The organism is Aeromonas sp. 600886, from assembly GCF_049174935.1.
GTDB classification, from domain to species: Bacteria; Pseudomonadota; Gammaproteobacteria; order Enterobacterales; family Aeromonadaceae; genus Aeromonas; species Aeromonas veronii_A.
In genome coordinates this window covers 95,023-109,763 of sequence record NZ_JAAKUB010000011.1, presented here as the reverse complement: position 1 = coordinate 109,763, position 14,741 = coordinate 95,023, and the positions used below count along the sequence as shown (strand labels likewise).

The window sequence follows — 14,741 nt, the reverse complement described above, 5'->3', positions numbered from 1 at the left end:
CGATTGCTTCATTTGATGGCCAAGATTAAGGCGCGTTATTGTCCCAGCAGGGCGCGCGGCGTGCAAATATTATCTGGATGAATAAAGTGGCTTTGGGAGGACAATCGCTTTTCTTGCCCTCTATTGACCAAAGCAACCAGAGAAAAACGTTTGATCCCCATCCCTTTCGGGATAGGAGATCACCGCTTGTGACCCATTGGACACTGTGCGACAAAATAGTGCTGGCAATCGCGGGGGGCGCTAATTAATATAGACGTCCAGATGTAGATACCTCTACACCATCCCATTCACCCGGTTATTGCTGTGGCGATAACCCAGACAAGCTGAGATTCATATCATGGCAAAGCTGTTTACTTCCGAGTCGGTCTCCGAAGGCCATCCAGACAAGATTGCGGACCAGATCTCCGATGCGGTACTGGACGCCATCCTCAAGCAAGATACCAAGGCCCGTGTCGCCTGCGAGACCCTGGTCAAGACCGGTATGGTCATGGTGGCCGGCGAAGTAACCACCTCTGCCTGGGTTGATATCGAAGAGATCGTGCGTGATACCGTGCGTGAAATCGGCTACACCCACTCCGACATGGGCTTCGACGCTGACTCCTGCGCCGTGCTGAACGCCATCGGCAAGCAGTCCCCGGACATCAACCAAGGTGTTGACCGCAGCGATCCGCTGGAGCAGGGCGCTGGCGACCAGGGCCTGATGTTCGGCTACGCCACCAACGAAACCGACGTGCTGATGCCGGCCCCCATCACCTACTCTCACCTGCTGGTGAAGCGTCAGGCTGAAGTGCGCAAGAACGGCACCCTGCCGTGGCTGCGTCCGGATGCCAAGAGCCAGCTGACCTTTGCCTACGACGACGCAGGCAAGATCATCGGTGTCGATGCCGTTGTACTGTCTACCCAGCACGCTGAATCCATCAGCCACAAGGATCTGGTTGAAGCGGTACGCGAAGAGATCATCAAGCCGGTGCTGCCGGCCGAGTGGGTCAACAAGGACACCAAATACTTCATCAACCCGACCGGCCGTTTCGTTATCGGCGGCCCGATGGGTGACTGCGGTCTTACCGGTCGCAAGATCATCGTCGACACCTACGGCGGCATGGCTCGTCACGGTGGTGGCGCCTTCTCCGGTAAGGACCCTTCCAAGGTTGACCGCTCCGCTGCCTACGCCGCCCGCTACGTTGCCAAAAACATCGTGGCCGCCGGTCTGGCCGATCGCTGTGAAATCCAGATCTCCTACGCCATCGGTGTGGCCGAGCCGACCTCCATCAGCGTCGAGACCTTCGGTACTGCCAAGGTTGCCGAGGATCTGCTGGTCAAGCTGGTACGCGAGCACTTCGAACTGCGCCCGTATGGTCTGATCGAAATGCTGGATCTGAAGCGCCCAATCTATCAGGCCACCGCTGCCTACGGTCACTTCGGTCGCGACGAGTTCCCGTGGGAGCAGACTGACAAGGCCGAACTGCTGCGTTCCGCCGCTGGCCTGTAAGGCTCGCTGTTGTGATAAAAGGGGAGCCTGGCTCCCCTTTTGCTTATCCGCCATTTGACGAGATGTTGATGTCTGCCACCCCTGCCCAGCTTGTCGCCCTGCTGCAACAACGCGTAGAAGCCTGCTTTGCACAGGCAGAAGCGCGCCTTGGCCGCACCTTCCCCCGCCCGCAAGTCCATTGCAACATGCGCGGTCGGGCGGCGGGATCGGCGCGGCTGCAAACCTGGGAGCTGCGCTTCAATCCCGCCCTCTGTCAGGCCAACCAGCAGGCGTTTCTGGCCGAGGTAGTGCCCCACGAGGTGGCCCATCTGCTGGTCTATGCACTGTGGGGGGAAGGTCGCGGCAGATCGCGGGTGCTACCCCACGGCCGCCAGTGGCAATCGGTGATGCGGGAGGTGTTCGGCCTTGAGCCCAGAACCACCCACAGCTTCGATCTGGCGGTTCTGGCCCAGCGCACCATCCCCTATCGCTGCCTCTGTCAGCAGCATCAGCTGTCGGTACGCCGCCACAACAAGGTGGTGCGCGGCGAAGCCCGCTATCACTGCCGACGCTGCAAGCAGCCGCTGGAGCGGGAACGGCCGGAGCCAGAACAGTAAGCCAGCCGGTGTCGCGCTCTTGTGGTAGGGTGCCCGCCATCGTTCGTCTATCATCCCGTTTGCAAGGAATCCCATGCGTTTCATCTCCTCCCTCGCCCTGACCCTGCTGGCCGGTTTGCCGCTGCTCAGCGCGCCTCTGCACGCCCAGACCTTTCGCGAAGCCAAGCAGGATCTGGTCAAGCTCTACCGCAGCCAGCCAGACGCGACCACCTTCTACTGCGGCTGTGACATCAACTATCAGGGCAAGAAGATGAGCCCGGATCTCGCCAGCTGCGGCTATGAGCCGCGCAAGCAGCCCAAACGCGCCGCCCGCATCGAGTGGGAGCACGTGGTGCCCGCCTGGGAGTTTGGCCACCAGCTGCAGTGCTGGCAGGATGGCGGTCGCAAGAACTGCGAAAAAGCGAGTCCCGAGTTCAACAAGATGGAGGGGGATATGCACAACCTCTTCCCCGCCATTGGCGAAGTGAACGGCGATCGGGCCAACTACCGCTTCTCCGACTGGAACGGCAAGCCGGATCAGTACGGCCAGTGCCAGATGCTGGTGGATTTCAAGGATCGTCGGGTGCAGCCGCCCAAGGGGCCGGTACGGGGCCAGATTGCCCGCGCCTACCTCTACATGAGCCAGCAGTATGGGCTGCGTCTGGCAGCGCAACAGCGTAAACTGTTTGAAGCCTGGGATCGCCAGTACCCGGCAGAGGGCTGGGAGTGCGAGCGCAACCGCCACATCGGCAAGCTGCAGGGCAATACCAATCCCTTTATTGAAAAGCAGTGCCAATAACCCCATTTGACCAGGGAGGGGGATCGCCCCTCCTAATTATGAAACCCTTCCCTTCTGCCGCGTGAGCCTTGCTCGCCGCAGGATATAAAGGGTTTCCAAGCAAGAGACTGACAAGCAGCCATGCGCATTCCACGTATCTATGAACCGGCCACCCTGCAAGTTGGCCAGACTATCGCCCTGTCGGAAGACGGCGCCAACCATATCGGCCGGGTACTGCGCATGCAGCCGGGCCAGCAGCTCGAGCTGTTCAACGGCGATGGCAATCAATATCCCGCCACCATCGCCAGCGTCGGCAAGAAGTCGGTGGAAGTGACCATCGACAGCTGCGATACCCAATCGGTGGAGTCACCGCTGGCCATCCACCTCGGTCAGGTGATCAGCCGTGGCGACAAGATGGATTTCACCATCCAGAAATCGGTGGAGCTGGGCGTCACCTGCATCACCCCGCTCTTCTCCGAACGCTGCGGCGTCAAGCTGCCGGCCGATCGGCTGGAAAAGAAGCGCGAGCAGTGGCAGAAGGTGGTGATCAGCGCCTGCGAACAGTGCGGCCGCAACGTGGTGCCAGAGGTGCGCATGCCGATGGAGCTGGACGCCTGGCTGGCGGAAGAGACCAAAGAGCTCAAGCTCAATCTGCACCCGCGCGCCGAGTACAGCATCAACACCCTGCCCGTTCCCGAGCACGGCGTGCGCCTGCTGATTGGCCCGGAAGGGGGCTTGTCGAGCGACGAGATCGCCCGTACCGTGCAGGAAGATTTCAAAGAGATGCTGCTGGGGCCGCGGGTGCTGCGCACCGAAACCGCCGCCCTGACTGCGATCACTGCGCTGCAGTGCCGCTTTGGCGATCTCGCTTGATACTATCGGCCGCATCATGCATCGACGCAGCCTCAAGCGGACGATTACGCTGTGCTAATCGACCCTACAACCCTATCGAGCCATTAAAAAGGAACAGCGGATGACCATTAAACTCGGCATCGTGATGGACCCCATCTCGGCCATCAACATCAAGAAAGATTCCAGCTTTGCCATGCTCGAAGAGGCGCAAAAGCGCGGCTATGAGCTCTTCTATCTGGAGATGAAGGATCTCTACATGGAAGCCGGTCGCGCCTTTGGCACCATGCGCCCGCTCACCGTCAAATATGACTATGCCGACTGGTACACGCTGGGCGAGGTGGTGGATCAGCCCCTCTCCAACCTCGATGTGATCCTGATGCGCAAGGATCCGCCGTTCGACACCGAATTTATCTACGCCACCTACATGCTGGAGCGGGCCGAGGATGAGGGTTGCCTTATCGTCAACAAGCCGCAGAGCCTGCGCGACGCCAACGAGAAGCTCTACACCGCCTGGTTTGCCGAGCACACCCCGACCACGCTGGTGACCCGCCGCGCCGACAAGCTGCGTGCCTTCCACGCCAAGCACAAAGACGTCATCCTCAAACCGCTGGACGGCATGGGCGGCGCCTCCATCTTCCGCATGAAGGAGGATGACGCCAACGTCGGTGTGATTATCGAGACCCTGACCGCCCACGGTAGCCAGTACTGTATGGCGCAGACCTATCTGCCCGCCATCAAGGATGGCGACAAGCGGGTGTTGGTGGTGGACGGTGAGCCGGTTCCCTACTGCTTGGCGCGCATTCCGGCGCAAGGTGAGACCCGTGGCAATCTGGCGGCCGGTGGCCGTGGTGAAGCGCGTCCCCTGAGCGAAGCCGACTGGGCCATCGCCCGCGCGGTGGGCCCGACGTTGAAAGAGAAAGGCCTCATCTTCGTCGGTCTCGACATCATCGGCGATCGCCTGACCGAGATTAACGTCACCAGCCCGACCTGCATTCGCGAGATTGAAGCGGCCTTCGATGTACACATCACCGGCATGCTGATGGATGCCATCGAGCGTCGGCTGGGCAAATAATCGCCAGGCAGGCTAAGCCGGCCTGTTCAGGGGTAACCCGCCCCTGACAAGCCCGGAAACAGAGAGGGTGGCCCGGCGCCACCCTCTCTGTTTCAAGACAATCCGGAAAGGGGCGGGATCTCGCCCAGCCCAAAAAGCGGTTTTTCCCATGGGGATCAACTGCCATAATTGACCTCAAATACCTTTGCACTATTTGGCCTCTATGCAAACACTGCAAAATCACTTCCTGCTTGCCATGCCAAGCCTGACGGATCCCTATTTCGAGCGCTCGCTGGTCTATCTGTGCGAGCACAACGAAGAGGGCGCCATGGGCTTGGTCGTCAACATTCCGGTCGAGATGTCGCTGGAAACCATGCTGACCCAGCTCAAGCTCAATCCGCCCAACAACCCGGAGCTCAAGCAGCCGGTACTGCAAGGTGGGCCGGTTCACGCCGATCGCGGCTTCGTGCTGCACAGCTTCCGCCCCGGTTTCAACTCCACCCTGCAGGTGGGGGATGAGATGATGGTGACCACCTCCAAGGATATTCTGGAAACTCTGGGTACGAGCGAGGCTCCTGCCCATTGGCTGGTGGCCCTTGGCTATGCCGGCTGGAGCGCCGGGCAGCTGGAACAGGAGCTGGTGGATGGCGCCTGGCTGGTGATCCCCCCCAATCCGGCTCTGGTGTTCAAGACGCCCATTCACAAACGTTGGCAGCAAGCTGCCGCCAGCATAGGGGTGAACCCGGTTCACCTCTCCAGCGATATCGGCCACAGCTGATCGGCTGGCCCGCTCCGCTCTCTATTTCGAGGATTTATCAGTTATGTCATCACGCAGCATCATGGGCTTTGACTATGGCACCAAGAGCATTGGCGTCGCCATCGGTCAGGAGCTGACTGGCACAGCCCAGCCTCTGCGCGCCCTCAAGGCCAACGACGGCATCCCCAACTGGGACGAGATTGAGAAGCTGCTCAAGGAGTGGCAACCGGACCTGCTGGTGGTCGGTCTGCCGCTGAACATGGATGGCACCGATCAGGAGATCACGGTACGGGCCCGCAAATTCGGCAACCGGCTGCATGGCCGTTTCGGCAAGCCCGTAGAGTTCAAGGATGAACGACTCACCACCACCGATGCCCGCGCCCGGCTGTTTGAGCGAGGCGGCTATCGCGCACTGGAAAAAGGCAGTGTGGACGGGGTATCGGCGCAGCTGATCGTCGAAGCCTGGATGGAAGAGCAGTACAACTAAGCCATCAACAGCAAGGCAAGGGTCGCCGCCCTTGCCTAGTCTCGCACAATCCCCTCATTACGCCTGTGATTGTCCCGCGACCAGCCCTTCGGCCTCTGTCGGGTTCGCATTCATCATCCGGTTGAGCCAGGGCACCATCAGCCCCATCACCACCGCAATCAGCAGGGTCGCCATCCCGATCTTGCCAAATACGCCGGTGTAAATGGGCAAGGTTTGCAGCGGATCCGTCATCCCTTGCGGCACGGCGGTAAAGGTCGCCACATAGCCACCCAGCAGGGACGCCATCGCCTGAGTCAGGAACCACATTCCCAGAATGAAGCCCATCAGGCGTTGTGGCACCAGCGCGGCGACCATCGCCAGTCCCAGCGCACTGATCATCAGCTCTCCCAGACTCTGGAACAGGTAGATAAGCACCATAAACCAGGGGGAGGTCAGCCCCTGCTCATCGGCAAACCACCAGCCGGATGCCGCCGCCGTCAGAAATCCCAGCGAGCAGAAGAACATCCCGAGGGTGAACTTGAGCGGCATGGTGAGATCCCGCCCCTTGCTGCCCATCCGGGTATAAATCATCGCGAGTACCGGACTCCCCACCACCACCCAGAAGGGGTTGAGCGCCTGGAAGCTGACGGGGTTGACGCTCATGCCCAGCATCTCGTGGTGCATGTTGTTGATGGCAAAGAAGTTTAGAGACGTCGGCATCTGGGCGTACAGCACATAGAAGAGCACCGCCTCCAGCATCAGCACAAAGGCCACATACATCTTGTTGCGGCCCACTGTGTCAAGCCTGAATGCCTCGCGAAAGAAGAAGATCACCACGGCGATGGTCACCGTCATCAACACCATGTTGGCGATCACCACGTGGTGCATCAGCCAGGCGCAAAAGAAGACCATGGCTACCGAGCCCAATATAACCAGCAGCAGCTTGCTGTAATTCAGTGGCAGGTGATCCGGCTCGGAGCCAATATCCTTGACCATATTGCGGCAGGCAAAGAAGGTGAGCAGCGCAATAATCAGCCCCACCCCGCACAGGTTATAGGTCACGGTATAGCCGTAGTGATCGGCAATCACCGGCGCGAGCGAGAGGGAAATAAGGGAGCCAATATTGATCGACATATAGAACAGGGTAAACGCCCCATCCAGCCGCGGATCTTTTGGCTGGTAGCATTTTGACAGCAGGCTTGCCGGATTGGCCTTGAACAGGCAGTTACCGACTGCAATGGTGCCCAGCGCATAGAAAATCAGGTCGGGATTGTAGATAGAGAGGCCGGTCATAAAGTAGCCTATCACCAGCACCACGGCCCCCAGCACCATGGTGCGCTTGGTGCCGAGTACATGGTCGCCGACATAGCCACCGACCGAGATCAGACCATATACCAGCGCCGAGAAGGCACCGAAGGTAATAAAGGATTGCTCTTGGGAAAACCCCAGTTGCTGCACAAAGAAAACCGCCAATATCCCCTGCACGCCGTAATAACCGAAGCGCTCCCAGAGTTCGACGAAAAATATCATAAAGAAGGGTTTGGGCTGTTGTAACAACCCTGTGGGTGCTGTTGCTGGACGCATATCAACCTGCCTTTGCTGAGATTTATTTTTATTAATCTGGTGGTAGCTGCCGCACTATTTTCTCTTCCGTCATTGCCATAACGGGGAGCACAGTCAGCCTGCCAATCTGGCTATTTTCGGGTGCACGGGCCCCGTTCGATGAAAGGTGTTTTTTCATCTAGCCGGTTTCAATTAGGTGTTATCGGGGGATGGTGAGTGGCGTCTCCCGGTACAGTTACTGGCTCCGGGTTCTACCTTTGCTGCATCCCTTTACTCAAGCCAGTTTATCAACCTTGATACTTATTCCCCTCTGCTCCGTCACTCATGGCTGGTGGCCAGATAGCCGGGGCATGGCACGGCCACAGACGACCTGTGGAGCTGGCTCACGCTGCGCTCTACTGGCAGTCACCTACGCAGGCGCTATCTAACCCCGCCATTCCAAGGGGAGTCATGCTATATCACTGCAAATACAGGAACTTAATGGTCGATCACACTTTAAAAGTGACCATCGGTGAAGTTTTCTAATGAAACCACATGAATTTTTTTCGTGAAAAGAGCTTCACTCGAGACGTGCAACCAAGGCCAATCTGTGCATAAAGAGAGTTGAATGGCACACAGCTTGAACCCGAACTCGGCACTTAAGTCGTGCAAAAGCCCACTCATCCGGGCGATACGACAACAAAAAGCCGGAGCAGATGGCTCCGGCTGATCGATGGGCACCGTCACGACCACATTAGCGTGGCGATTCATCGTTGTAGAGTCGCCGGATCTCGTTGCGCAGCCACATCACCTTGGCATCCTGATTATGCCGCTTGTGCCACAGCAAGATGAAGGCGATCTCCAGCTGGGCGTAGAGCTTCTCGGGGAGCGGCAGCGGCATGGCGATCAGATTGCCGTGATGCCGACTGGCATAACCACCGCAGTAGGAAGGAGCCACCGCAATCAGTTCGTGGCTCGACTGGGAGGCAATATGCAGCGCCTGCTCGAAGCTTGAGACCATGATGGGCACCTCCCGCTTCAGCCCCTCGTCCTCCAGCAGACTGTCGAGGGCCCAGGTATCGTTCGCCTCCCACACCATGCTGATCTGGGGGCAGGCCAAAAAATTCTCCAGCGACCACTTCTGCTGGAGCAAGGGGTGATCCTTGCGCAGAAAAACCACCGGGCGATCAGTGAACAGCACCTCGTGATCGATGTAGTAGGGCAAGCGGTTGACCTTGGCTTGGGAGCGGCCATGGGTTTCGCGGGCGCAGAAGCCGAGATCTGCATCGCCATTGACGATGTCGTTGAGGGAGTGGTGATCCCACCCCAGCATCCTGACCACCGAGTTGGGGTACTTCTGGTAGATGGTCATGGGCAGATCGCTCAGGAAGCTGATGTAGAAGGGGGACTCCATCACCAGCGTGAAACGGGCACCGTCGGGGATCGCCTCGCTATTGAGCGAGGTGATGCTGTCGGTGAGCTGGAACCAGACCTTCAGCTCATCCTCCAGAGTCAGGGAAAGGTTGGTGGGCTGCAACCCCTGCCGTACCCGCACAAACAGGGGATCGTCAAACCACTCCCGCAATTTGGCCAGAGACTTGCTCACCGCCGACGGAGTGACACAGAGCTTTTTGGCTGCCCCTGCCACACTGCGCTCCTGCATCAGGTACTTGAAGACCACCAGCAGGTTCAAATCGAGTTCACCCAGATTGCGCATATTCCCTCTCATCTTCCATCAGCCCTGCGACCGCGCTTCACGAAGCGCGAGCCATGGTAACAGCCCTTTGACAGCCAGGTAACTGAGCAATGCCAGCAGCAGGGCGCAGATCAGCATCTCGGACGGAGTAAAGCCAAGTTGACCCAGCAGCCAGATATAGAGGCCGGAGAGGCTGATCTGCATGATGCAGAGCACCGCGCTGGCAAAGGCCACGTTATGCTGACAACCATCGAGCGCCTCCCCCATCGCCACCCCGAAGCCACAGGAGAAGCCGACACAGACCAGCGCAAACCCCGGCAGCAGCAGATGGATATCGCCCCCCGTCTGCCAGCTGCCGATCAGTGAGCACGCCGCCAGCAGATAGGAGAGATGAGACACCGCCAGCACCTTCTGTTTGCCCAGCCAGCGCAGCAGCAGCGGCGTCAGGAAGGAGGTGGACATACTCACGCCGGCCATCACCATCATCACGATGGAGTACTGCTCTGTGGTGAAGCCAAACTCCTTCATCAGGATCAGCGGCGAGACGCTGACATAGACCAGAATGGCGGTCACGCTGGCACTGGTCAGCAGGGAGAGCAGCATAAAGCGCGGGGAGCGCAGCAGGGCAAAGGGAAGCGCCGCGTCACTCCCCGGTTGCCGGGCCGGACGGGTCTCCTTAAGCAGCAACAGGTTGACCAGACCGCTGGCGGCCGCCACCAGCGCCATCGCCACGAAGATCCCGCGCCAGTCAAAATGGGACAGGATGAGGTAACCGAGCACCGGCGCCAGCACCGGGATCACGCAGATGACCCCGTTGATCATCGAGAGCGCCATCGCCAGCCGCTCCTGACTCAGCACATCCCGCAGCACGGTAAAGGTCATGATATAGAGCGCCCCTGCCCCGACTCCCTGCCAGAAACGGCCGAAATAGAACTGGCCAATCCCCTCCGCATTGCCTGCCACCAGCGAGGCGAGGACAAAAATCAGGGCGCCCCCGAGCACCACCCAGCGCCGCCCGTAGCGATCGGCAATCATCCCCCCCAGTAGCACGGTCGCTGCCATGCCAAACAGATAGATAGAGAAGGCGGTGTGGATCTGCGCCTCGCTCGCCTGCAGGGTATCGGCAATCTGGGGCACAGCGACCAGATAGAGATCGATCCCGACCGGATAGAGAATGATCATCAGAAAAGTGCACAACAGGAATACAGGCATGAACGCTCCATAACAGATTGGCGTGCCGATGCCTGCCAGATCACAGTGACAGGCGAACAATGGCGGGGCCAAGGTGGTGACAAAGCTAGCAACGCAGCGCGTCGCAATGGGGCAACTATATGGGCGCCCACCGCTCTCACCTAGTGAAGAGATGGCGATCGGTACATTCCAATCAGGAAATATTGTATTGAGTTACGTGCCATAGCGGCCATATTGAATCAAGCAGACTCAGCAATAAACCGGGTCACCTCCCGCTCATTACCATCCCTGCGCTGCACTTTACCGCCCGTCTGTTATCTGCCTTCGCCCTTGCGGGCGTATAAGCTGTAGGTGCGACGCAATACAGGGAATGTGTATGAAGGGAATGAAGAGAGAAGAGCAGATTGCCGGGCTGCTGGCGGCACTGGAGCAAGTCATTCTGGGCAAGCCGCTACAGCTGAAAATCGCGCTGGTGACCCTGCTGGCGCGCGGTCATTTGCTGATCGAAGATCTGCCCGGCATGGGCAAAACCACCCTGGCCCACGCCCTGGCGCAGGTGCTGGGGCTGGCATGCAGGCGGATGCAGTTCACCGCCGATCTGCTCCCCGCCGACCTGCTGGGGCTTCAGATTTTTGACCCCCAGCAACAAACATTTCGCTTTCACCCCGGCCCCATCTTCACCCAGGTTCTACTGGCGGACGAGATCAACCGCGCCAGCCCCAAAGTACAGAGCGCCCTGCTGGAGGCGATGGCCGAAGGCAAGGTGAGCATCGAGGGCCACACGCACCCACTCCCCGATCCGTTTTTCGTCATCGCCACCCAGAATCCGGCGGATCAGGCGGGCACCTATCCACTGCCGGAGTCCCAACTCGACCGATTCGCAGTGCGACTCTCGCTGGGTTTTCCGCCGCGAGAAGAGGAGCGCCAGCTACTGCGCGGCCACCAGCCGACGGGCCCTTTGCCCGCCATGCTGGATGCCGCCGGACTCGCCACCTTGCAAAGCGAAGGGGATGCCATCCATGTTTCCGATGCCACCCTCGATTACCTGCTGGCGCTGGTGCACCAGAGCCGCTTTGATGGGGATCTGCCACAGCCCCTCTCCCCTCGGGCAGCCCTGACCTTGCTGGCGGTGAGCCGGGCCTGGGCGATGGTAGCCGGGCGGCGCTTTGTCACGGTAGAGGATGTGCAGGCGGTCTTCCCCTATGTGGCCGAGCATCGGCTGCGGGGCTGCTTTGGCGTACAGCACGGCGAAGCCTGTCCCCTGAGCCAGCGGTTGCTGGCCAAGGTCGATCCGGACAATCCCTGATGAGCAAATTGCTAAACCGTTGGCAGCAGTGGCGAGCCCGCTGGCAGCGACGCTGGCTCGACCGCCGCATTCCCCCGGCCCGCCAGATCACGCTGGGTACCCGCAGCCTCTTTATCCTCCCCACCCGCATGGGACTGCTCTATCTGCTGGTGCTGCTCGCCATCTATCTGCTCGGCACCAATTACCAGAACAATCTGGTACTGCTGGTAGCCTACTGCCTCGGCAGCCTGTTTATGGCCGCCATGTGGCTCACCCACCGCAACCTGCTGGGGCTGGAGCTGCTGGGTGGCCCGCTGGTGCTGGGGGAAGCGGGTAGCCAGCTACCTATCCGTATCTTGGTGCAGAGCCCTCGCCCGGTGCAGGCGCTCCGGTTTAGCCTCAACGAAGGCACCCTCTGGCTGGCACAGGCCGACGCTGTGCCCAGCACAGTTATCCTGCCAGTATCGGGCTCGCGCCGTGGGCCACTGCACCTTGGTCGATTGCGGGTCGAGAGCCGCTACCCTCTCGGCCTGTTTCGCTGCTGGTCCCTGCTGGACTTGCAACTGGAAGGCTGGCTCTCCCCCAAACCGGCGTTCGGAGCGTTAAGAGGGGAGCATGCGACCCAAAGCGAGGGTTATCAGGGCCAACCTGCTCCAGCCACTCTCGGTGACTTTGATACCCTGCGGACACATCAGGCCGGTGAACCACTGAGCCGGGTCGCCTGGAAGCAACTTGCCCAAGGGCGCGGCCTGCTGACCAAGCAGTTCCATGAACCGCAGCAGGATGACACTCACCTCACCTTGCAGCGGGTCGCGGGCGGGGATCTGGAACAGCGGTTAGCTGTGCTGGCCTGGTGGTGCGCCGATTACGGCAAGCGGGGCATCCCCTTTACCCTGACACTGGCAAACCAGACGCTGGGGCCCGATAGCAGCGCCGCCTTTGTGCAGCGCTGCCTGCTGGCACTGGCCCAGTTCGATGCCAAACCACCGAAGAGCACACAGGATGCTGCTAAATAACCGCCGTCTGCTGCCACTCATCGCCCTGCAACAGCTGCTGCTGGTCGCGGCACTCTGGCCCCAACTGCAACTCTGGGTAGTGGCAGTAGGCGCCATCACCCTCGGCGTCCGGGCCATGATGCTGTGGCGCGGCTGGCCGCCCCTCCCTGCCCGCGGGTTGGCGCTGCTGGCCATCACAACCGTGCTGTTGCTGGGACTACAATGGCGCGGGCTAGGCACCCTGCTCGCCCTGATCAATCTGCTCTGGCTCGGCTATAGCCTCAAGATGATCGAGGTACGGCGCGAGCGGGATATCGAGCAGGTGCTGCTGCTCGCCTTCTTCCTCATCGCGCTGGCGCTGGTACAACGCCAAAGCATCGGCTGGACAGCCGGGATGGCAGTGGCACTCTGGCTGGCAGTGACCGCGCTGGTGACCGCCGTCGTCCCCGAGCAGAAACGGCCTTGGCGCAGTGCGGGGAGCGCCCTGCTGCTGGCGCTGCCCTTGCTTATCACCCTGTTTATACTACTGCCAAGGCTGCCGCCCCTCTGGCAGATGCCCACCACCAGCCGTGCCCTGTCCGGCCTCTCGGAAGAGCTGGCCCCCGGCGATATCAGCGAACTGGTCAACTCCTCGGAACTGGCGTTTCGGGTCACCTTTGCCGATGGCCCGCCCCCTGTCCGCGAGCGCTATTTTCCGGTGATGCGCCAAGAAGTTTTCGATGGTCAGCGCTGGTTGCTGAGCCCCGAGGTCAAAGCATGGCAGCAGACAGTGCCGGTGCAGACCGGGCTGACCCTTCTGGCATCATCTTCACGGGCAAGCAATCAGCTGGCAGATAGTCCATTACCCGCCGGGAGCTACGAGGTGATCGCCGAGCCCCAGCGCCACCGCTGGGCCTTTGCCCAAAGTGAACCGACTATTCTGACTGGACCAGTGCTGCTCACCCCCATTCACACCCTCTATCGGCAGGGGAGCGGCGAGGTGGCAATCCGCTATCGCATTGGCCGCGGCGAAGCACAGATCGAGGACGACCACCAAGCCGCTCAGCGCAACCTGCAACTGCCAGCCGGAGGCAACCCGAGAGCGCGCGTCCATGGCCAAGTGCTGGCTGTACGCTATCCGGATCGCGCAGAGCTGGTCGCCGCCCTGCTCGCGCAGTTTCGCAGCCAATCCTATTACTACACCCTGACACCGCCACGACTTGGCGGTGACGGGGTGGATGAGTTCCTGTTCGATACTCGGCGCGGCTTTTGCGGCCACTACGCCATGGCGACCGCTTTCGTGCTGCGCGCCGCCGGTATTCCGGCACGGCTGGTCACCGGTTATCTCGGCGGTGAGTGGAATCCCACGGGCAACTATCTGGCGGTACACCAGTTCGATGCTCACGCCTGGGTGGAGTATCTCGATGAAGGAGGAACATGGCGGCGAATCGACCCCACTGCGGCAGTGGCACCGGAGCGCATTGAAGGCGGCGTGAGGGAGGCCCTGAGCGACGAGTTTACCGCCGCCGACCCTCTCGCTCTGCAGCGTTATCGCAACTGGGCCCTGCTCAATCAGCTGCGCTGGTGGGGCAACAATATCGACTACCAGTGGAGTCGCTGGGTGATTGGTTACGATGCGGGCCAGCTCTGGCAGCAAATCGGTCTGCGCTGGCCTGCACTGGCGGGATACACTCCCTGGTTGATCCTCGCCAGCCTGATGCTGGTCGCCCTGCTGGTGAGCTTGCCCCTGCTGTTGCCCGCCCGTCTGCCGCCAGAGCGGCGCATCTGGCAACCCCTGCTCAAACGGGGCAAACGCAGCGGCTATTCCCCAGAGCCTGCCGAGAGCATGGGAGCATGGTGCGAGCGGCTGGCGCGGCTGCGCCCCGACCTTGCCCATCCCCTGCTAAAGAGTGCGTGGCTCTATCGCCGCTGGCGTTATGCCCTCCTCAACGACCGGCAACAAGGGCGCTGCTGGCGCCAGTTGCAACGGCGTATCAGACAGCTCGCCCAGCGCTGGGATCAGCCGCCGAAGAGCGGCTCATAAAAGAAGGGGGAGCCACCGGCTCCCCCTTCAGGTTTTAATCA

General features: G+C 60.4%; 13 protein-coding genes. 10 read left to right on the top strand and 3 right to left on the bottom strand.

Features of this window, described 5'->3' with window-relative positions:
- The first annotated feature begins 337 nt into the window (after window positions 1-337).
- The 7 genes from metK to ruvX all read left to right on the top strand — a co-directional run bounded on the left by metK (window position 338) and on the right by ruvX (window position 5,989).
- A complete protein-coding gene (gene metK / locus G5179_RS10820; protein ID WP_005343827.1) occupies window positions 338-1,489 on the top strand; it encodes a methionine adenosyltransferase in 1,152 nt (383 codons plus the stop codon).
- A gap of 68 nt (window positions 1,490-1,557) precedes the next feature.
- A complete protein-coding gene (locus G5179_RS10815) occupies window positions 1,558-2,085 on the top strand; it encodes a SprT family zinc-dependent metalloprotease (protein ID WP_421258341.1) in 528 nt (175 codons plus the stop codon).
- A gap of 73 nt (window positions 2,086-2,158) precedes the next feature.
- Window positions 2,159-2,863: an endonuclease gene (locus G5179_RS10810; protein ID WP_421258340.1), complete on the top strand. Its 705-nt coding sequence runs from the start codon at window positions 2,159-2,161 to the stop codon at window positions 2,861-2,863.
- A gap of 120 nt (window positions 2,864-2,983) precedes the next feature.
- A complete protein-coding gene (rsmE, locus tag G5179_RS10805) occupies window positions 2,984-3,715 on the top strand; it encodes a 16S rRNA (uracil(1498)-N(3))-methyltransferase (protein WP_042055147.1) in 732 nt (243 codons plus the stop codon).
- 100 nt (window positions 3,716-3,815) lie between these two features.
- Complete coding sequence (gene gshB, locus G5179_RS10800; protein WP_040066605.1) at window positions 3,816-4,766, top strand: glutathione synthase; 951 nt, start codon at window positions 3,816-3,818, stop codon at window positions 4,764-4,766.
- 202 nt (window positions 4,767-4,968) lie between these two features.
- Window positions 4,969-5,523, top strand: coding sequence for a YqgE/AlgH family protein (locus G5179_RS10795; RefSeq protein WP_042010750.1), 555 nt, complete (start codon window positions 4,969-4,971; stop codon window positions 5,521-5,523).
- Window positions 5,524-5,566: 43 nt separating this feature from the next.
- Window positions 5,567-5,989 (top strand): Holliday junction resolvase RuvX, encoded by a 423-nt coding sequence (gene ruvX / locus G5179_RS10790; protein ID WP_005343821.1) that lies wholly within the window; start codon window positions 5,567-5,569, stop codon window positions 5,987-5,989.
- Window positions 5,990-6,046: 57 nt separating this feature from the next.
- Here ruvX and dtpB read toward each other — a convergent pair whose 3' ends face one another.
- The 3 genes from dtpB to G5179_RS10775 form a co-directional block, all read right to left on the bottom strand.
- Complete coding sequence (gene dtpB, locus G5179_RS10785) at window positions 6,047-7,552, bottom strand: dipeptide/tripeptide permease DtpB (RefSeq protein WP_216951872.1); 1,506 nt, start codon at window positions 7,550-7,552, stop codon at window positions 6,047-6,049.
- A 712-nt stretch (window positions 7,553-8,264) separates the two neighbouring features.
- Complete coding sequence (yidZ, locus tag G5179_RS10780) at window positions 8,265-9,227, bottom strand: HTH-type transcriptional regulator YidZ (RefSeq protein WP_323913061.1); 963 nt, start codon at window positions 9,225-9,227, stop codon at window positions 8,265-8,267.
- Between the two features lie 18 nt (window positions 9,228-9,245).
- Window positions 9,246-10,418, bottom strand: coding sequence for an MFS transporter (locus G5179_RS10775; RefSeq protein WP_216951873.1), 1,173 nt, complete (start codon window positions 10,416-10,418; stop codon window positions 9,246-9,248).
- A 355-nt stretch (window positions 10,419-10,773) separates the two neighbouring features.
- Here G5179_RS10775 and G5179_RS10770 point away from each other — a divergent pair, with 355 nt between their 5' ends.
- From G5179_RS10770 to G5179_RS10760, 3 genes are read left to right on the top strand one after another with little or no spacing between them, the layout of a single operon-like run.
- On the top strand, window positions 10,774-11,703 hold the full coding sequence (locus G5179_RS10770; protein WP_421258339.1) for an AAA family ATPase: 930 nt from the start codon (window positions 10,774-10,776) through the stop codon (window positions 11,701-11,703).
- Window positions 11,703-12,698 carry a DUF58 domain-containing protein gene (locus G5179_RS10765; protein ID WP_421258338.1) on the top strand — a complete coding sequence of 332 codons (996 nt, stop codon included), beginning with the start codon at window positions 11,703-11,705 and terminating at the stop codon, window positions 12,696-12,698. Before G5179_RS10770 ends, G5179_RS10765 begins: the two co-directional genes overlap by 1 nt.
- Entirely contained in the window at window positions 12,685-14,700 is a 2,016-nt protein-coding gene (locus G5179_RS10760; RefSeq protein WP_421258337.1) for a transglutaminaseTgpA domain-containing protein, read from the top strand. The genes G5179_RS10765 and G5179_RS10760 overlap by 14 nt, the downstream gene beginning before the upstream one ends.
- The last annotated feature ends 41 nt before the right edge of the window (window positions 14,701-14,741 follow it).